The sequence below is a fragment of the Bradyrhizobium sp. KBS0727 genome, from assembly GCF_005937885.2.
In the GTDB taxonomy this organism is placed as follows: Bacteria; Pseudomonadota; Alphaproteobacteria; order Rhizobiales; family Xanthobacteraceae; genus Bradyrhizobium.
In genome coordinates this window covers 6529342-6548449 of record NZ_CP042176.1, presented here as the reverse complement: position 1 = coordinate 6548449, position 19108 = coordinate 6529342, and the positions used below count along the sequence as shown (strand labels likewise).

Genomic DNA, 19108 nt, shown 5'->3' with positions numbered 1-19108 from the left:
TACTTTATGCGCACAGGCCGGGCAGGGGCCTTGCGGGAGTTGGGTTCATGGCGCTTTCCAGCGAACCGGTTTCCACCTCGCTGGAAAACGCTCTAGTGGTTCGGCTCGCCGCCGATGATGTCGCCGAACAGCTCCCATTGCTCGCCTTTAAAGCGCATCAACTGAAGTTGCACGATCGGCGCGAAGTCGGTGGCGGAGGTGTTGATCGTGATGCCGGAGAGCAGGGTGTCGGGCACGAAATTCCTCAGGCTGGCGGCCTGCTTCATGATGTTGGCGCGGGTGAGATCGTCGCCACACATCTGCAGCACCTTCACCATGGTCTGCGCGGCCCCATAACCAAAGATCAGCACGCCGTCGCTCTTGTTGCCCTCGGGATAGTATTTGGCGAGGAAGGCCGCAAAATTCCTCATGCCGGGATCGTTGTCCCACTGCGGATCGGCGCCGTCCTTGGCGTAGGCCGCGGAAATGATTCCCTGCGCGTTTTCGAAACCCGCCGGCTTCATCACGCCGCCGACCGAGGACGAGACATTGGCGACGATCTGCAGCGGCTTCCAGTTGAATTCGGCAATCCGCTTGATTGCCTGCGCCGCGAATTTGGGTGTCGTGATGCTGATGAAGACGTCGACGCCGGAAGCCTTCAGCTTGACGATCTGGCCGTCGATCACAGGCTCCGAGGTCTCGTAACTCTGCTCGGCGACGATCATCGACGACCTGGCGCCAAAGCCGTCCTTGAGGCCCTTGAGGTAATCCTTGCCGAAGTCGTCGTTCTGGTAGAGCACGCCGATCTTGGCTTCGGGTTTTTCCTTGAGCAGGTACTTCGCGTAGATATGCGCTTCGTTCTGGTAGGAAGGCTGCCAGCCCATGGTCCACGGAAAATCCTTCGGATTGTTCCACTTGGTGGCGCCGCTGGCGACGAACAACTGCGGCACCTGTTTGTCGTTCATGTATTTCTGGATCGCGACGTTGGATGGCGTGCCGAGCGAGTTGAAGATCAGCAGCACCCCGTCGCTCTCGACCAGCTTGCGCGCCTGCTCGACCGCCTTGGGCGGTGAGTAGCCGTCATCATAGCTGATGAAGGTGATCTTGCGACCGTTGATGCCGCCCTCGGCATTGATCTTCCTGAAATAGGCTTCTTCGGTCTTGCCGATCGGGCCATAGGCGGAGGCTGGTCCGCTGTAGGGCATGATATTGCCGATCCTGATTTCGGTGTCTGACGCGCCGGGGTCATATTTCTTCTGGGCGACGGCGCTGCCGCAGGTTGCGGCGAACAAGGCGAGTGCGGCTGCAACGGCTCCCAATCGCCATCGGTTAGCAGTCATTCCGAGGTTCCCGTTTGGTTTGTTTTCTGCATTGAATACGTTTCGGACGTCCGGTCAATAAAAAGCCCTCTGCGGCTTGCGTCGCAGAGGGCGGGTCGTCCGTCCGTTCATGTTATCCGGTCACTTGGGCGTGATATTCGGCCAAACACTTCGCATTTGCCCCGGGAGCCCCTGAACGGCAATGCAGCATTACTCGGAGGCGACATCGCCGCTGATGGTATCGCCGAACAGCTCCCACTTCTGTCCCTTGAACCGCTGCATCTGCAACTGGCTGATCGGGGCGAAGTCGGTCGCCGAGGTGTTGATCTTCACGCCGGGCAGCAACGTGTCCGGGGTAAAGTCCTTCAGGCTTGCGGCCTGTTTCATGACGTTGGCGCGGGTGAGATCGTCACCGCACATTTCCAGCACCTTCGCCAGGGTCTGGGCGGCGCCGTAGCCATAGACGAGGCTGCCATCGGTCCTGTCGGCGCCCGGCATGTATTTGTCGAGGAATTCGATCCACTTCTTCATGCCGGGATCGCTGTTCCACTGCGCATCGGCGCCGTCCTTGGCGTAGGCCGCCGACAGCACGCCTTGGGCGTTGTCGAAGCCCGCCGGCGCCATCACGCTGCCGACCGAGGCCGAGACGTTGGTGATGATCTGCAGCGGCTTCCAGCCGAGTTCGGCCGTCTTCTTGATGGTCTGGGCGCCGAATTTCGGCGTCGTGTAGATCAGCAGCACGTCCGGGTTGGCGGCCTTGATCTTGACGATGTGCGAGTCGATGGTCGGTTCGGAAACTTCATAGCTCTCTTCCATGATGATGGCGGAGGAGGCCTTGGCGCCAAAACCGTCCTTGGTGCCCTTGAGGTAGTCTTTGCCGAAATCGTCGTTCTGATAGAGGATCGCGATCTTGGCGTCGGGCTTCTCTTTCATCAGCCACTTCGCATAGATCTGCGCTTCGCTCTGGTAGGAGGGCTGCCAGCCGATGGTCCAGGGGAAGTTCTTCGGATCGTTCCACTTGGTGGCGCCGGTCGCCACGAACAGCTGCGGCACCTTCTTGGAGTTCAGGTATTTCTGGATCGCGGTATTGGACGGCGTGCCGAGCGGATTGAAGACAACAAGCACTTCGTCGCTCTCGACCAGCTTGCGAACCTGCTCGACCGCCTTCGGCGGGCTGTAGCCGTCGTCGTAGGTGACGAAATTGATCTTGCGGCCGTTGATGCCGCCCTTGTCGTTGATCATCCTGAAATACGCTTCTTCGGTCTTGCCGATCACGCCATAGGCGGAGGCAGGGCCGCTGTACGGCATGATGTTGCCGACCTTGATCTCGGTATCGGTCGCACCGGTGTCGTATTTCTTCTGGGCGAGTGCGCTGCCGCTCATGGCAGCGAAAGCGATGACCGCCGTCGTGAACGCGGCGATTCTTGTTGGTGACGTGGACAGCATCATTTCTCCTTGGTTCGGGTTTGCTGATTTGTCGTGTTTGAAACGAAACATGCCTCCCGGTTTGAGCCGGGAGGCACTGGTTGGCACGGAGGAATGCATCAAGACAAGAGACCGGGGCCGGTTCCGATTCAATCGGAGCCGGTAAGGTTTCCATTTACCTCTTGAGCTTCGCGATCAGGCCCTGGGCTACGATCGCAACCTGTCTGGCGCCGTGCGGCACCAGGAAGATGACGAGGAACAGCAGGACACCGAACACGGCGCCGGAAAGGCCCTTGGAAATGCCTTCGGCCATGTTCGGAACGAAGATGATGAAGGCGGAGCCGACGATCGAGCCCGGCAGCCAGCCGACGCCGCCGACCACCATGCCGAGAAACAGTGAGATCGCGAGCGTGATGGTGTAGCCGTCAGGCGCCACGAACTGCACGGCGATGGCGCCGAGACCGCCGGCAACGCCGGTGATGCCCGCCGAGACGCCGAACGCCAGCGTCTTGTAGAGCGCAACGTCGACGCCCATGGCCGATGCCGCGATCTCGTTGTCGCGGATCGCCATGAAGGCCCGCCCCGAACGCGACCGCAGCAGGTTCACCGAGGCGATGTAGATCCCGACCGTGATCGCCAGCGTGAAGTAATAGAGCCACATGTCCTGCGACATCGGCAGGCCGAACGGCGCGTCCGGCTTGGTGACCACGAGGCCCTGCACGCCGCCGGTCCAGTGCTCGAAGAAGCCGAGCTTGAGCAGTTGCGGCATCGCGGTGGCGAGCGCGAACGTCGCCAGCGCGAGATAAACGCCGGAAAGCCGCAGCGCCGGCTGGCCGAACAGGAAGCCGAATGCAAAGCAGACCAGCCCCGCGATCGGCAGCGTCAGCGCGTAGTTCATGTTGGCGTGTTCCATCAGGATCGCCGACGTATAGGCGCCGACCGCGTAGAACGCGCTCTGGCCGAGCGAGAACTGGCCGGAACCGCCGGTCAGGATGTTCAGCGCCAGCACCGCCAGCCCGTAGATCAGCAGCATCGTCATCTGGAAGATGATGAAGTTCTTGACGAACAACGGCGCGAGACACAATGCGGCCAGCACCACCAGCGAGGTGCCGAGGCCGAGCGTCATGGCTCTTTTCGGAACGGCCTCGACGGCCGGGGCTTCTGTGACGACGTCTTCAACAGCGCTCATGATCAAACTCGTTTCACGATGGGCCGGCCGAACAGCCCAGCCGGTTTGACGACCAATACGACGATGATCAGCGCAAGCGCGATCGGCAGTTTCAACTCGTTACCGACGCCGGGGATGTAGGTGCCGGCGAGATTCTCGAAGATGCCGACCAGGAAGCCGCCGATCACGGCGCCGAGCGGCGAGGTCAGGCCGCCGAGCACGGCCGCGGCAAACCCGTAGATCAGCACGCCGCCCATCATGTTCGGCTCGAGGAACACCACCGGTGCGATCAGCATGCCGGCGATCGCACCGATGGCGGTCGCCATGCCCCAGCCGAGCGCGATCATCCAGGAGGTGTTGATGCCGACCAGCCGCGCCGATTCAGGCAGCGAGGCCGCCGCCCGCATCGCAAGACCGATCCGCGTGTACTGGAAGAAGATGAACAGCAGGACCAGCAGCAGCACCGTGACGCCGATCATGCCGGCCTGATGGGTCGAGATCAGCTGGCTGCCGAGGAAGGGTGAGGATCCGAACGGCGTCGGATACTGCTTGATGGTGAAGTCCCAGATCAGTCCGGCGACGCTGTTGATGATGGCGAACAACGCGATGAAGCCGGCGACGTTGGTCAGGATCGGCGCCTTGGCGAGCGGCTTGAACAGCAGCCGCTCGATCAGGATGCCGCCGGCGAACGACAGCGCCAGCGTCAGCACGAAGGCGCCCCAATAGGGCACGCCCCACTGCATCAACTGCCAGGATATGAAGGTGGAGAACATCGCCATTTCGCCCTGGGCGAAATTCAGATGGTCGATCGCCTGATAGATCATCACGACGGCGAGCGCCATGCAGGCGTAGATCGCGCCTGTGGCGATGCCGGCCAGGACTTGGTTGGTAAAGAGTTCCATGGCCGCGTTCCTCAGTAGCCGAGATAGGATTTACGGACGTCTTCGTTGTTCGCGATGTCCTTGGCATTGCCCGACATCACGATCCGTCCGGTTTCGATCACGTAAGCCTGGTCGGCGAGCTCCAGCGCCAGTTGCGCGTTCTGCTCCACCACCAGGATGGTGACCTTGTCCTCACGATTGATCTTGCCGAGAATCCTGAACAGGTCGCGCACGATCAGCGGGGCGAGGCCGAACGACGGCTCGTCCAGCAGCATCAGCCGCGGGCGCAGCATCAAAGCACGGGCGACCGCGAGCATCTGCTGTTCGCCACCCGAAAGCGTGCCGGCCTGCTGGGTGTAGCGTTGCTTCAGCACCGGAAAGTGATCGTACATCCGCTCGATGTCGGAAACGATGTTGGCCTTGTCGGTGCGGGTGATGGCGCCGAGCTGCAGGTTTTCCTCCACCGTCATGGTGGTGAAGGTGCCGCGGCCCTGCGGCACATGCGCGATGCCGAGACGAACGACGTTCTCGGTCGAGCGGCCGGTAAGCGGCTTGCCGTCGAACTCGATCGCGCCGGTCGAACGCACCATGTTGCAGATCGCCCGCAGGGTGGTGGTCTTGCCGGCGCCGTTGGCGCCGAGCAGGGTGGTCAGGCTGCCCTCGTTGAGCGCGAAAGAGAGGCCGTGAAGCGCCTGGACCTGCCCGTAATAGGCGCGGAGATCCTTGACGTTGAGCATCGCGGTCATTGGTCCTTGCTCCCCAGATAGGCTTTGATGACATCCGGGTCGGCCTGGACCTGGGCCGGTGTTCCCTCGGCGAGCTTCTTGCCGAAGTTAAGTGCGACGACGTGGTCGGCGATCGACATCACCAGACCCATGTGATGCTCGACCAGCAGCACGGTCATGTGGCGCTCGTCCCTGATCCGGCGGATCAGGTCGCCCAGCACGTAGACTTCCTCGTGGTTGAGGCCGCCGGCCGGTTCGTCGAGCAGCAGGATCTTGGGATCGGCCGCCAGCGCGCGCGCCAGTTCGACGCGCTTCTGGGTGCCGAAGGGCAGGCCGGAAACCACGGTGTGGCCGACGCTCTCGAGATCGAGATAGGCCAGGATCTCATGCACCTTCTTGTTGGTGTCGGCCTCGCCGCGGCGAACCCAGGCGAGCCGGAGCGAGTCCGAAACGATGTCGCTCGAGGTGCGCGCATGGGTGCCGACGCGAACGTTGTCGAGCACCGAAAGGTTGGGAAACAGCGCGACGTTCTGGAACGTGCGGCCGATGCCGATCTCGGCGATCCGGTGCGGCGGGCGCGTCAGGATGCTGGCGCCTTCCATCAGGATGTCGCCGGAGGACGGCTGGTAGAGTCGGGAGAGGCAGTTGAACAGCGTGGTCTTGCCGGCGCCGTTCGGTCCGATCAGCCCAAGGATCTGTCCCTTGTGCATGTCGAACGACACGCCATTCAACGCGATGATGCCGCCGAACACGACGCTGACGTCGCGAACCGCAAGCAGGGGAGCATTTCCCTGCGCGAGCTGTGCCTGCGTCATCTCGTCTCGCCCATGCTGAACACGGTGCGGGAATGTCCGCGCGAACTTTTGCGCGGATCGCGATGATGGCTATCTGATCCCCTCGTCCAAACGTGCAACTTTCCCTCCTGGTTTAAGCTTTTTGCTTTCATCTTTTTTTGATTGCGGCGCTGCACCGCCCAGTGCCGCCTCGATGTTCCTTACCATCGCCACAAGGCGAGGTCCAATATCGTTGACCAGTCTATCTTCCGTAAAGCGGAATGCCGGTGCGCCACAATTGAAGGCATAGGGACCGGTTCCGTCGTTCAGCTTCAGCGCCACGCCGACTGCGGCGACGTCGTTCTGCCACTCGCCGGCGGAGATCGTGAACCCGCGACGCGTCACCGACTCCCCGGCGCGCTCGATGCCGTCCCGCATCCGGGACCAGCGGCTGCCGTAATGGTCGCGCAGTTCGCGCAATAAAGAGGCCCGCTCGTCCGGGGGCAGCGCCCAGATATAGGCCCGGCCCATCGCGGTGGTCGCGATCGGTACCCGCGAACCGACGTCGAGCTGCACGCCGAGCGACAAGCCGTTACGGCTCTGCCCGAAATAGATCATGCTGTGACGGTCGCGCCCGCCGACCGCCACCGCGCCGCCGGTCGCGCGCATGACTTCCTCCCGGTAGGGTTCGGACAAATGCCGAACGCCGAGATTGGCCAGCGCGGCATACCCCAGCGCCATGGCTGATGGCGCGAGCTGATACTTTTCGAACCGCGGAACGGGTGTAAGATAGCCCAGCTTGGTCAAGGTGTAGGTCAGCCGGGAAATGGTTGGCTTCGGCAATTTAGTACGGGCGGCGATCTCCTGATTGCCAAGAAGCCCGTCGTTGGGATGGAATGCGCGCAACACATCAAGTCCGCGGGAAAGCGCGACGACGAAGCTGCGATCTGTCGCCACTTTCTTCCCTGGACGCTTCATTTACCTGCTTCTGCGCGGAGGCTCGTTGACAACGGACGTGCTTCAAAATAACCCTCCGTGTCAAGATGTGGAATTAAATTTCGCAGTGCGAAATCAACAAAAGAGCGTAGCTACTCAACGCAAGTCGGGCGGCGAAACTCACAGGCCAGACTCAAAGCCAAACTCAAGAACAAGTATCCAGGGAGAGTCCCGTGAACGAAGTCGTAAAACTCGAGCGTCATGATGCCATCGCCATCGTCACGGTTAACTCGCCGCCGGTAAACGCGCTCAGCGCCGCGGTGCGCGGCGGCATCTTCGAATGCATGAAGGCGGCGATCGCCGACGCCGAAGTCAAGGCGATCGTGCTGACCTGCGGCGGCCGCACCTTCATCGCCGGCGCCGACATCACCGAGTTCGGCAAGCCGCCGAAGCCCCCCGGCCTGCAGGAGGCGCTGGTTCTGATGGAGAACTCGCCGAAGCCGATCATCGCCGCGATCCACGGCACTGCGCTCGGCGGCGGCCTCGAAGTCGCCCTGGCATGCCACTATCGCGTCGCCACCAAGGAAGCCAGGCTCGGCCTGCCCGAAGTGAAACTCGGCCTGCTGCCGGGCGCCGGCGGTACCCAGCGCCTGCCGCGCGCGGTCGGTCCGGAACTCGCGGTCAAGATGATCGTCGGCGGCGACCCGATCAGTGCGGCGGAAGCGCTCAAGCACGGCCTGATCGACGAGATCGTCGAGGGTCCGGCTGCCGGCGGCGAGGCCTTTGCCCGCAAGGTGGTCGCCGAGAAGCGCCCGCTGCGCAAGCTGCGCGACGACGATTCAAAGCTCAAGGCCGCCAGGGCCGATCGCTCGATCTTCACCAATGCGGTCGCCGCCCTGACCAAGAAGGCGCGCGGGCTGGAAGCGCCGTTTGCCGCGGCAGACGCCGTCGGCGCCGCGATCGACCTGCCGTTCGACGAAGGTTTGAAGAAGGAGCGCGAAGGTTTTCTCAAGCTGGTGTCGAGCGACCAGTCCAAGGCGCAGCGTTATGCCTTCTTCTCGGAGCGTGAGGCCGCCAAGATCGCCGGCGTTCCCGAGGGAACAAAATCGCGTCCGGTCGAGCGCGTCGCCATCATCGGCGCCGGCACCATGGGTGGCGGCATCGCGATGTCGTTCGCCAATGCCGGTATCCCGGTCACGCTGATCGAAACCGGCGAAGAGCAGCTCAAGCGCGGCATGGGCGTGATGCAGAAGAACTACGAGGCGACCGCCGCCCGCGGCGGTATTCCCGCCGATGCCCCGGCCAAGCGCATGAGCCTGATCACCGGCGTGGTCGGCCTCGAGAACGTCAAGGACGCTGACCTGGTGATCGAAGCCGTGTTCGAAACCATGGCGGTCAAGAAGGAAGTGTTCACCGCGCTGGACAAGTTCGCCAAGAAGGGCGCCGTGCTGGCCTCCAACACCTCCTACCTCAACATCGACGAGATTGCGAAGGTGACCAGCCGTCCGCAGGACGTGCTCGGCATGCACTTCTTCTCGCCCGCCAACGTCATGAAGCTGTGCGAAATCGTTCGCGCCGACAAGACCGCGCCGGACGCTTTGACCACGGCGGTGTCGATCGCGCGCAAGATTGCAAAAGTGCCGGCCGTGGTCGGCGTCTGCGACGGCTTTGTCGGCAACCGCATGCTGGCGCAGCGCGGCAAGCAGGCTGAAAAGCTGTTGTTCGAAGGCGCGCTGCCGCAGCAGGTCGATGCGGTCGTGACCAAGTTCGGCATGCCGATGGGCCCGTTCGCGATGGGCGATCTCGCCGGCCTCGATATCGGCTGGCGCTCGCGCAAGGACCGCGGCATCAAGTCGGAAATCGCCGACGCTTTGTGTGAGGCCGGGCGCTTCGGCCAGAAGACCGGCAAGGGCTACTACAAGTATGAAGCCGGCTCCCGCGCCGCACTGCCGGATCCGGAAGTCGAGAAGCTGATCGACGAAACCCTGCAACGCCTCGGCCGCAAGAAGCGCGTCGTCAGCGACGACGAGATCCTCGAACGCATGATGTACCCGATGATCAACGAGGGCGCGCGCATCCTCGAAGAGAACATCGCGGCGCGTCCGAGCGATATCGACGTGATCTGGCTCTATGGCTATGGCTGGCCGATCTATCGCGGCGGCCCGATGTTCTACGCCGACCAGGTCGGGCTGAAGCACATCGCCGACCGGCTGTCCTACTACGCCAAGGAGACCAACGATCCCTCGCTCGAACCGGCGCCGCTGCTCAAGCGTCTCGCCGCCGAAGGCAAGACCTTTGCGTCGCTGGCCGAGAAGGCGAAAGCGGCTTGATGGGCCGCTGCTCCCACCACGAGTCATTCCGGGGCGCGCAAAGCGCGAACCCGGAATCTCGAGATTCCGGGTCTGGTGCTAACGCGCCATCCCGGGATGACGGCCTCTTGATGCCTCGCTGAAAGCCCGCATGACCCATCCCGGCGAACAGTTTTATCCGCAAGGCGTCCGCTGGGACGATACGATCGCGCGCGGCACGCTGCCGGACCTGTTGTCGACGGCATCAGCCGAGTTCGGCGCGCGGCCGGCGCTTGAATTTCGCGACCGGCCGATCAGCTATACCGAGCTGGAAGCGCTGGTGGAGACGGCAGCAAGCGCCTTCCTGCGCGCCGGCTACGGCAAGAACACGTCGGTCGCGCTGTTCCTCGGCAACTCGCCCGATCATCCCGTCAATTTCTTCGGCGCGCTCAAGGCCGGCGCACGGATCGTGCATCTCAGTCCGCTCGACGGCGAGATTGCACTGTCGCACAAGCTCTCGGACTCCGGCGCGCGCGTGCTGGTCACCAGCAACCTGTCGGCGCTGCTGCCGACCGCGCTGAAATTCCTCGACAAGGGCTTGCTCGATCGCCTGATCGTCTGCGAGGACGATCATTGGGGCAAAGTCGGTACACCGCAGACGGCGCTGCCGGATAATCCTGACATCATCACCTACCGTCAGTTCACCGACGGCGTGACCAAGCCGGCCGCGTGGCCGGCGATGTCGGCCGATGACGTCGCGCTGCTGCAATATACCGGCGGCACCACGGGCCTTCCAAAAGGCGCGATGCTGAGCCACGGCAATCTGACCTCAGCCGTTTCGGTCTATGACGTCTGGGGCAAGCCGGCGCGCGCCGAGCGCAACAACCCGATCGAGCGCGTGATCTGCGTGCTACCGCTGTTTCACATCTATGCGCTGACGGTGGTGCTGCTGTCGTCGATCCGGCGCGGCCATCTGATCTCGCTGCATCAGCGCTTCGACGTCGAAGCCGTGATGCGCGACATCGAGGTCAAGCGCGCCACGGCGTTTCCGGGCGTGCCGACGATGTGGATCGCGATCGCGGCACTGCCCGATCTCGATAAGCGCGATCTGTCCTCGCTGGTCAGTTTCGGCTCGGGCGGCGCCCCGCTGCCGGTCGAAGTGGCAAAAATTCTCGAGCGCCGCGTCGGGATGAAGCTGAAGAGCGGCTGGGGCATGACCGAAACCTGCTCGCCCGGCACCGCCCATCCCAAGGAAGGTCCGGACAAGCCGGGCTCGATCGGGTTGATGCTGCCCGGTATCGAGATGGACGTGGTGTCGCTCGACGATCCCAGGCAGGTGATGCCGACAGGCGAGGTCGGCGAGATACGTATCCGCGGTCCGAACGTGACAAAAGGCTACTGGAACCGGCCGAAGGAAACCGCGGAGGCCTTTGTCGGCGACCGCTTCCTGACCGGCGATATCGGCTACATGGACTCGGACGGCTATTTCTATCTGGTCGACCGCAAGAAGGACATGATCATCTCCGGCGGCTTCAACGTCTATCCGCAGATGATCGAGCAGGCGATCTACACCCATCCCGCCGTGCAGGAAGTGATCGTGATCGGCATCCCCGATGACTATCGCGGCGAGGCGGCAAAGGCCTTCATCAAGCTGCGCGCGGATGCCAAACCGTTCACGCTGGAAGACTTGCGTGCCTTCCTCACCGGCAAGATCGGCAAGCATGAGTTGCCGGTCGCGGTCGATTTCGTCGAGGAATTGCCGCGTACGCCGGTCGGCAAATTGTCGCGCCACGAACTTCGCCTGCAGCAACCGTCGCCGCAGGCCGCCACAGGTAAAAAAGACGTCGCGTAATCAGGATTTAAATTCGTTCACAGGAGGGTCCGATGGATCTCGCTTTCAGCAAGGAAGAAATGGCGTTTCGTGAGGAGGTCCGCACCTTCTTCAAGGAAAACGTGCCGCCGGCGACGCGGCAGAAGCTGGTAGAGGGCCGCCACCTCTCCAAGGACGAGATGGTCGCCTGGTGGCGCATCCTGAACAAGAAGGGCTGGGGCGTCTCGCACTGGCCGAAGGAATACGGCGGCACCGGCTGGACCTCGGTGCAGCACTACATCTTCAACGAAGAGCTGCAGATGCATCCGGCGCCGGCGCCGCTCGCCTTCGGCGTCAGCATGGTCGGCCCTGTGATCTATACCTTCGCCAACGACGCGCAGAAGAAGCAGTATTTGCCGCGCATCGCCAATGTCGACGACTGGTGGTGCCAGGGCTTCTCGGAGCCGGGTGCGGGATCGGACCTCGCGTCCTTGAAGACCAAGGCCGAGCGCAAGGGCGACAAGTACATCATCAACGGCCAGAAGACCTGGACCACGCTGGCGCAGCACGCCGACATGATCTTCTGCCTGTGCCGCACCGACAACAACGCCAAGAAGCAGATGGGCATCTCCTTCATCGTGTTCGACATGAAGTCGAAGGGCGTCACCGTGCGTCCGATCGAGACCATCGACGGCGGCCATGAGGTCAACGAAGTGTTCTTCGACGACGTCGAGGTGCCCGTCGAGAACCTGATCGGCGAGGAGAACAAGGGCTGGGATTACGCCAAATTCCTGCTCGGCAACGAGCGTACCGGCATCGCCCGCGTCGGCGTTTCCAAGGAGCGACTGCGCCGCATCAAGGACCTCGCCTCCAAGGTCGAGGCCAACGGCAAGCCGGTGCTGGAAGACCAGGGTTTCCGCGAAAAGCTCGCGGCCTGCGAGATCGAGCTGAAGGCGCTCGAACTCACCCAGCTCCGCGTCGTCGCCGACGAAGGCAAGCACGGCAAGGGCAAGCCCAACCCGGCGTCCTCGGTGCTGAAGATCAAGGGTTCGGAAATCCAGCAGACCACCACCGAACTTCTGATGGAAGTGATCGGCCCGTTCGCCGCGCCCTATGACGAGCATGGCGACGACGGCTCCAACGAGACCATGGACTGGACCGCGCAGATCGCGCCGAGCTATTTCAACAACCGCAAGGTTTCGATCTACGGCGGCTCCAACGAGATCCAGCGCAACATCATCACTAAGGCGGTGCTGGGGTTGTGATCGGTAGAGCGCAATAACAACTGGTGTCGTCCCCCGCGAAGGCGGGGGACCCAGTACGCTGCGGCGATCGTGGCTTACGAGGCGCCGGTGATTACTGGATCCCCGCTTTTGCGGGGATGACGATGTAAAGTGGGGCAACAGGGTGCCCGCATTGGTTTCTGGAGAAAGTAAAGAACATGGATTTTGATTTGTCCGAGGAGCAGCGCCTTCTCAAGGAAAGCATCGACGGTCTTCTGAACGACTCCTACGATTTCGATGCGCGCAAGAAGTACCAGAAGGAGAAGGGCGGCTGGAGCAAGGCCGTCTGGGGCAAGCTCGCTGAGCAGGGCCTGCTCGGACTTCCGTTCGCGGAAGCCGACGGCGGCTTCGGCGCCGGCGCGGTCGAAACCATGATCGTGATGGAAGCGCTCGGCAAGGCGCTGGTGCTGGAGCCTTATCTGGCGACGGTGGTGATCGGCGGCGGCTTCCTGCGCCACGGCGGTTCGGCCGAGCAGAAGGCCGCGCATATCCCTGGGATCATCGACGGCAGCAAGACCTTTGCCTTTGCACAGCTCGAGAAGAACTCGCGCTACGACCTGTTCGACGTCGCGACCTCGGCCAAGAAGAAGGGCGCCGGCTGGGTCATCGACGGCGAGAAATTCGTCGTGCTCAACGGCGAGAACGCCGACACCTTGATCGTGACCGCGCGCACCGCTGGCGCCAAGCGCGACAAGTCCGGCGTCGGCGTGTTCATCGTGCCGGCCAACGCCAAGGGCGTCACCCGCAAGGGCTATCCGACCCAGGACGGCCTGCATGCCGCCGACATCACCTTCACCGGTGTCGAGGTCGGCGCCGACGCCGCGATCGGCGATCCCGCCAACGGTCTCGAACTGATCGAGCGCGTGGTCGACGAAGCCCGCACCGCGATGTGCGCGGAAGCGGTCGGCGCGATGGACGAATCGCTGAAGAGCACGGTCGAGTACCTCAAGACGCGAAAACAGTTCGGCGTCGCGATCGGCACCTTCCAGACCCTGCAGCACCGCGCCGCCGACATGTTCGTCGCCTGCGAACAGGCCCGCAGCATGTCGATGTTTGCGACCATGGCGGCCGATTTCGACAACGCCAAGGAACGCGCGACCGCGGTCGCGGCCGCCAAGGTGCAGGTCGGCAAGTCCTTGAAGTTCGTCGGCCAGCAGTCGATCCAGCTTCACGGCGGCATCGGCATGACCCAGGAAGCCAAGATCGGCCACTACTTCAAGCGGCTGACCATGATCGAGAACACCTTTGGCGACACCGACTACCACCTCCGCCGCGTCACCGACGCGGGTGGGCTGGTGTGATATCCGCTGACTGTCATCCCCCGCGAAAGCGGGGGATCCAGTACACCGCGGCCTATCGACTCTCGCGCAGCCGTCTCTGGAATACTGGATCGCCCGGTCGAGCCGGGCGATGACGACTGAATGAATGGAAGCAGGGAGAAACCAACAATGAAAAACACCCCGTTCGATCTCACCGGAAAAGTCGCCGTCATCACCGGCTCCAGTCGCGGCATTGGTCGCTCGTCGGCCGAACTGCTCGCCAAACTCGGCGCCAAGGTGGTGATCTCCAGCCGCAAGGCCGATGCCTGCGAGGTCGTCGCCGACGGCATCGTCAAGTCGGGCGGCGACGCCCATGTCATTCCCTGCAACATCTCGCGCCGCGAGGAAGTCGACGGGCTGATCTCGGGCGCGATCAAGCATTACGGCAAGGTCGACATCCTCGTCTGCAATGCCGCGGTGAATCCCTATTACGGCCCGCTGCTCGACATCAAGGACGAGGCCTTCGACAAGATCATGGGTTCTAACGTCAAGAGCAACATCTGGCTCTGCGCGCAGGCGATCCCGCCGATGGCCGAGCGCGGCAACGGCTCGGTCGTCATCATCTCCTCGATCGGCGGATTGCGCGGCTCGCCGGTGATCGGCGCCTACGGCATTTCCAAGGCCGCGGATTTTTCGCTTTGCCGCAGCCTCGCCGGCGAATGGGGCCCGAAGGGCGTCCGCATCAACTGCGTCGCACCGGGCCTGGTCAAGACCGATTTCGCGAAAGCGCTGTGGGAAGACGAGGAACGCCTGAAGCGCCGCTGCGCCACCACGCCGCTGCGCCGAATCGGGGAGCCCGACGAAATCGCCGGCGCGGTCGCCTACCTCGCCTCCGATGCCTCGACCTTCATGACCGGCCAGACCATCGTGGTCGACGGCGGCGTGACGACCGCGTCGGTGTAAGGCAGTCTGCTCCCTCGCCCCGCTCTTGCGGGGAGAGGGGTGGGGTGAGGGGCTCTCTCCGCGAACTGGGTACGTGGTGAGTCCGGTACCCCCTCACCCGGAGCCATCGCTATCGCGCTGTCTCCGACCTCTCCCCGCAAGCGGGGCGAGGCTAAGAATGACGTCGCCTTCCCCATATTGACCTTCTTCCCCCAATCCGATCACCTTGCCGCAACCAACCATCGTTCTGGGAAGTAACGTCATGTCCTTTGTGCTGGCCATCGATCAGGGCACCACATCTTCGCGCGCCATCGTGTTTCGCTCGGATATTTCCGTCGCCGCCACAGCGCAGCAGGAATTCCCGCAGCATTTTCCGGCCTCCGGCTGGGTCGAGCACGAGCCGGAGGACATCTGGACCTCGACCGTCATGGTCTGCCGCGAAGCGCTGGAAAAAGCCGGCCTCAAAGCGAAAGACATCGCCGCGATCGGCATCACCAACCAGCGCGAGACCACCGTGGTGTGGGACCGCGCCACCGGGCAGGCCGTGCACCGCGCCATCGTCTGGCAGGATCGCCGCACCGCGGATGTCTGCGCCAGGCTGAAAGCCGAAGGCCACGAGCCGGCGATTTCGGCCAAGACCGGCCTGATCATCGATCCCTATTTCTCTGGCACCAAGGTGGCATGGATCCTCGATCACGTGCCGGGCGCGCGAGCGCGCGCGGAGCGCGGCGAGCTGATGTTCGGCACCGTCGATTGCTACCTGCTGTGGCGGCTGACTGGCGGCAAGGTGCACGCGTCAGACGCCACCAACGCCTCGCGCACGCTGCTGTTCAACATCCACACCGGCGAATGGGATGATGACCTGCTGAAGCTCTTGCGTGTGCCGCGCTCGATGTTGCCGGAGGTCAAGGACTCCTCCGCGAAATTCGGCGACAGCGATGCCAGCCTGTTCGGCGGCCCGATCGCCATTTCCGGCATCGCCGGCGACCAGCAAGCCGCGACCATCGGCCAGGCCTGCTTCACGCCCGGCATGATGAAGTCGACCTACGGCACCGGCTGTTTCGCGCTGCTGAACACCGGCACGACGCCGGTGGCGTCGAAGAACAAGCTGCTGACGACCATCGCCTATCAGCTCAAGGGTAAGCGTACCTACGCGCTCGAGGGTTCGATCTTCGTCGCCGGAAGCGCGGTACAGTGGCTGCGCGACGGGATCGGCATCATCAAGCAGGCCAGCGAGACCGGCCCGCTAGCCGACAAATCCGATTCGATGCAATCAGTCTATCTGGTGCCGGCCTTCGTCGGCCTCGGCGCGCCCTACTGGAATCCGCGCGTCCGCGGCGCGCTGTTCGGCCTCACCCGCAACACCGGCCCGGCCGAACTCGCGCACGCCGCGCTGGAAAGCGTCTGCTACCAGACCTTCGACCTCTGGGCCGCGATGCGCGCCGACTGGCCCGACGCCAAGGGAGCCAACATCGTGCTCCGCGTCGACGGCGGCATGACCGCCTCCGACTGGACCATGCAGCGCCTCGCCGACCTCCTCGACGCGCCGGTCGATCGCCCGATGATCCAGGAAACCACCGCCCTCGGCGCCGCCTATCTCGCCGGGCTACAGGCCGGCGTCTATCCGGAGCCAGCGAAATTCGCCGACAACTGGCGGCTCGAACACCGCTTCAAGCCGGCGATGAGCGCGGCGACGCGAGAGCGGAAGCTCGCGGGCTGGGGGCGCGCGGTGAAGGGGGTATTGGCGAGTGATGAGGGGGAAGGGTAGAGACGAGACGTCCCAAGCTTGCTATGGAGATAGAGCTATAGAACGCGCAGTCTAGAGGCTCACAGATGATTGATGTCGATTACCCAGCTCTCCTGAAGTTATTTCCTGAGTAAGCGGGGACGGATTCAATCATTCAAGGATGAGTGGAAGTCCGCATAAATGTCGCCTCTGGCATTTGCACGGGCGCGCCTTGTTCTTGTTGAAGGCGTTTTCGTATGCGGTGCTCATTGATTTTCGGGATCGTCATGCCCGGACTTGATCCGGGCATCCATCACACTTCAATATAGCACTTCAAGTTAGATGGATGGCCGGGTCAAGCCCGGCCATGACGAGCGAGCGCCCCCATGATCCTGATCGGCCAATACGACTCCCCCTTCGTCCGTCGCGTCGCGATTGCGCTGCGGCTGTATGGCCTGCCGTTCGAGCACCGGCCGTGGTCGACCTTCGGCGATGCCGACAAGATCGCGCCGTATAACCCGCTGAAGCGGGTGCCGACGCTGGTGCTCGATGGCGGCGAGGCGCTGATCGAGAGCGCCATGATGCTGGATTATCTCGACGATCGCGTCGGTCCCGACAAGGCGATGTTTCCGCCGCATGGCGAGGCGCGCTGGCGGCAACAGCGTGTTGCGGCGCTGGCGATGGGGCTCGGCGACAAGGGTGTCAGTCTGCTCTACGAGCGCGTGCTGCGGCAGGAAAAGCTCGCGCTCTGGGTCGAGCGCTGCGAGGCGCAGATCGGGGGCGTGCTGGCGGTACTGGAAAAGGAACGCGCGGCGGTCAAGACGCCGTACTGGTTCGGCGACCGCATCGGCCACGCCGACATCGCGGTCGCCTGCGCGCTGCGTTTTACCGGCGAGGCGCATCCCGCGCTGTTCGGCGCGCGCTATCCGGCGCTGCAGGCGCACGCGGCGCGTTGCGAAGCGCTGCCGGAGTTTCGGGAAATCGTGCAGCCGCTTGCGCCGCCGAAGGGGTGAGAATGCTTCTTCCTTCTCCCACCCAACTCGGGTTTACCCGAGTTGGGCAATCTTAATATGTCGAAGTCGGATTAATCCGACTTCGATGGGAGAAGGTGCCCTCGCGAGAGCGAGGGCGGATGAGGGGTCTCTATCCGCGGAGAAAACCCCTCACCCGTCTCGAATGAGCTTCGCTCATTCGATCCACCCTCTCCCACAAGGGGAGGGGAAGAAAAAACTGCGACAAAATGGCACGACGGGCAAATCACCAAAAGTCTGTCCAGCCCTTCGCGCAAAAATATTTCCGTTGCAGCGTCGGGCAAATCAGACGTCTAACTCCCGCCATCCTGTCCCACCAGAGGGGCGTTGGCCATCGTCGCAACGAGGGGCAGGGAGCGGTGGACGCGGCAGCACGCGAGACGAACGAGCTGCAGCGTACGGTGAAATCGTTTGGGTCCGACGCCCCGGTGCTGGCGTCAAGTTGGCGGAGGCGAAAGCTGAAGCTGACGATGGTGGCAAGAAAGCCGGTCACCAGGACGAACTCGTATAAGCCGTAAAGCCATTGCGCAGGGAAGGCCGGGTGTTCTCCGCTGAACCTGTATGCTCGTGTGCAGCATTTTTAATACGCATCGCACGCGAGACCGCGGGTGCAGCGCGCACCCGGTCTTCCCTGCGCCCTCTGATTTTCATGGGGCAAGGTTTTATTTCAAAACTCCGGGCGCATGGCGCCGCGAGAATGCTTCTTGCCGTCATCACCCGCGAAAGCGGGTGATCCAGTATTCCAGAGACGCTGACGATCGAACCGATAGGCCGGGGCGTACTGGATCGCCCGGTCAAGCCGGGCGACGACAACCGGGGGCTGTTTGACAATTGAATCCGTGACCGGCGACTACGTCGCCTTCGGCCGCATCGCTTCCGGCGTGTCCGGCTGCATCGAGGGATGGGCCTTGGCGAATTCGGGCAACGCCATCGCGGTTTCGAAGATCCGCTTCACGGTGGGATAGGGGCCGAGATCGATCTGCTGCGTCACCGCCGCGGTGACATGGCCGACCATGCAGATGTCGGCGAAGGTCGGCGTATCACCGTGACAGAAGTGCCCCGTGCCCTTGTCGCCGGCGAGATGGCCTTCCAGCGCGGCCAGCGTCTCCACGGTCCAGTGCCGGCGCCACGCCGCCTGCTGGGCGTCGCGCAGGTTCAGCTCGTGGTCGAGATAGCGCCGTACCCGCGGCACCAGCAGCGGATGGCCCTCGCAGGCCACGATCTGCGCCAGACCGCGGACGCGCGCGCGGCCTTTTCGGTCGGCCGGCAGCAGCGGCGGGGCGGGATGCGTCTCCTCGAGATATTCGAGGATCGCGAGCGACTGGAACAGCACGGTGCCGTCGTCCAGCACCAGCGAGGGCAGTGCCATCTGCGGATTGACCTCGCGATACGCCGCGTCGCGATGCGCATTGGCGTCGAGATCGACGAAGACGACCTCGGCCGGAACCTGCTTCAGGTTGAGCGCGATGCGAACGCGAAAACTCGCCAGCGATCGCCAGAACGAAAAGAATTTCATGGAGGGAGGCCTCAAACACAGCGTCATGCCCGGACAAAAGCGCGAAG

15 protein-coding genes are annotated in these 19108 nt (G+C 63.1%); 7 read left to right on the top strand and 8 right to left on the bottom strand.

Features of this window, described 5'->3' with window-relative positions:
• Nucleotides 1-92 precede the first annotated feature (92 nt).
• The 7 genes from FFI89_RS30650 to FFI89_RS30620 all read right to left on the bottom strand — a co-directional run bounded on the left by FFI89_RS30650 (nucleotide 93) and on the right by FFI89_RS30620 (nucleotide 7248).
• Complete coding sequence (locus tag FFI89_RS30650; protein ID WP_138831217.1) at nucleotides 93-1319, bottom strand: ABC transporter substrate-binding protein; 1227 nt, start codon at nucleotides 1317-1319, stop codon at nucleotides 93-95.
• Nucleotides 1320-1508: 189 nt separating this feature from the next.
• Nucleotides 1509-2744, bottom strand: a complete 1236-nt coding sequence (locus FFI89_RS30645; protein ID WP_371722053.1) for an ABC transporter substrate-binding protein — start codon at nucleotides 2742-2744, stop codon at nucleotides 1509-1511.
• A 154-nt stretch (nucleotides 2745-2898) separates the two neighbouring features.
• A complete protein-coding gene (locus FFI89_RS30640) occupies nucleotides 2899-3912 on the bottom strand; it encodes a branched-chain amino acid ABC transporter permease (protein WP_138831216.1) in 1014 nt (337 codons plus the stop codon).
• Between the two features lie 2 nt (nucleotides 3913-3914).
• Nucleotides 3915-4793 (bottom strand): branched-chain amino acid ABC transporter permease, encoded by an 879-nt coding sequence (locus FFI89_RS30635; protein WP_138831215.1) that lies wholly within the window; start codon nucleotides 4791-4793, stop codon nucleotides 3915-3917.
• An 11-nt stretch (nucleotides 4794-4804) separates the two neighbouring features.
• Entirely contained in the window at nucleotides 4805-5518 is a 714-nt protein-coding gene (locus tag FFI89_RS30630; protein ID WP_138831214.1) for an ABC transporter ATP-binding protein, read from the bottom strand.
• Nucleotides 5515-6312 carry an ABC transporter ATP-binding protein gene (locus FFI89_RS30625; RefSeq protein WP_138831213.1) on the bottom strand — a complete coding sequence of 266 codons (798 nt, stop codon included), beginning with the start codon at nucleotides 6310-6312 and terminating at the stop codon, nucleotides 5515-5517. Before FFI89_RS30625 ends, FFI89_RS30630 begins: the two co-directional genes overlap by 4 nt.
• Nucleotides 6313-6381: 69 nt before the next feature.
• On the bottom strand, nucleotides 6382-7248 hold the full coding sequence (locus FFI89_RS30620; RefSeq protein ID WP_138831212.1) for an IclR family transcriptional regulator: 867 nt from the start codon (nucleotides 7246-7248) through the stop codon (nucleotides 6382-6384).
• A gap of 191 nt (nucleotides 7249-7439) precedes the next feature.
• Here FFI89_RS30620 and FFI89_RS30615 point away from each other — a divergent pair, with 191 nt between their 5' ends.
• The 7 genes from FFI89_RS30615 to FFI89_RS30585 all read left to right on the top strand — a co-directional run bounded on the left by FFI89_RS30615 (nucleotide 7440) and on the right by FFI89_RS30585 (nucleotide 17527).
• Nucleotides 7440-9536 carry a 3-hydroxyacyl-CoA dehydrogenase NAD-binding domain-containing protein gene (locus FFI89_RS30615; RefSeq protein WP_138831211.1) on the top strand — a complete coding sequence of 699 codons (2097 nt, stop codon included), beginning with the start codon at nucleotides 7440-7442 and terminating at the stop codon, nucleotides 9534-9536.
• A 130-nt stretch (nucleotides 9537-9666) separates the two neighbouring features.
• Complete coding sequence (gene pimA / locus FFI89_RS30610) at nucleotides 9667-11346, top strand: dicarboxylate--CoA ligase PimA (protein WP_138831210.1); 1680 nt, start codon at nucleotides 9667-9669, stop codon at nucleotides 11344-11346.
• Nucleotides 11347-11378: 32 nt separating this feature from the next.
• A complete protein-coding gene (gene pimC, locus FFI89_RS30605; RefSeq protein ID WP_138831209.1) occupies nucleotides 11379-12569 on the top strand; it encodes a pimeloyl-CoA dehydrogenase large subunit in 1191 nt (396 codons plus the stop codon).
• 176 nt (nucleotides 12570-12745) lie between these two features.
• Nucleotides 12746-13888, top strand: coding sequence for a pimeloyl-CoA dehydrogenase small subunit (pimD, locus tag FFI89_RS30600; RefSeq protein ID WP_138831208.1), 1143 nt, complete (start codon nucleotides 12746-12748; stop codon nucleotides 13886-13888).
• A 147-nt stretch (nucleotides 13889-14035) separates the two neighbouring features.
• Complete coding sequence (locus FFI89_RS30595; protein ID WP_138831207.1) at nucleotides 14036-14809, top strand: SDR family NAD(P)-dependent oxidoreductase; 774 nt, start codon at nucleotides 14036-14038, stop codon at nucleotides 14807-14809.
• Between the two features lie 241 nt (nucleotides 14810-15050).
• The gene (gene glpK / locus FFI89_RS30590) at nucleotides 15051-16556 is read left to right on the top strand and encodes a glycerol kinase GlpK (protein ID WP_138831206.1); all 1506 of its coding nucleotides are present in this window, start codon (nucleotides 15051-15053) and stop codon (nucleotides 16554-16556) included.
• Between the two features lie 344 nt (nucleotides 16557-16900).
• The gene (locus FFI89_RS30585; RefSeq protein ID WP_138831205.1) at nucleotides 16901-17527 is read left to right on the top strand and encodes a glutathione S-transferase family protein; all 627 of its coding nucleotides are present in this window, start codon (nucleotides 16901-16903) and stop codon (nucleotides 17525-17527) included.
• 868 nt (nucleotides 17528-18395) lie between these two features.
• Here FFI89_RS30585 and maiA read toward each other — a convergent pair.
• Entirely contained in the window at nucleotides 18396-19061 is a 666-nt protein-coding gene (gene maiA, locus FFI89_RS30580; RefSeq protein ID WP_138831204.1) for a maleylacetoacetate isomerase, read from the bottom strand.
• Nucleotides 19062-19108: the final 47 nt, after the last annotated feature.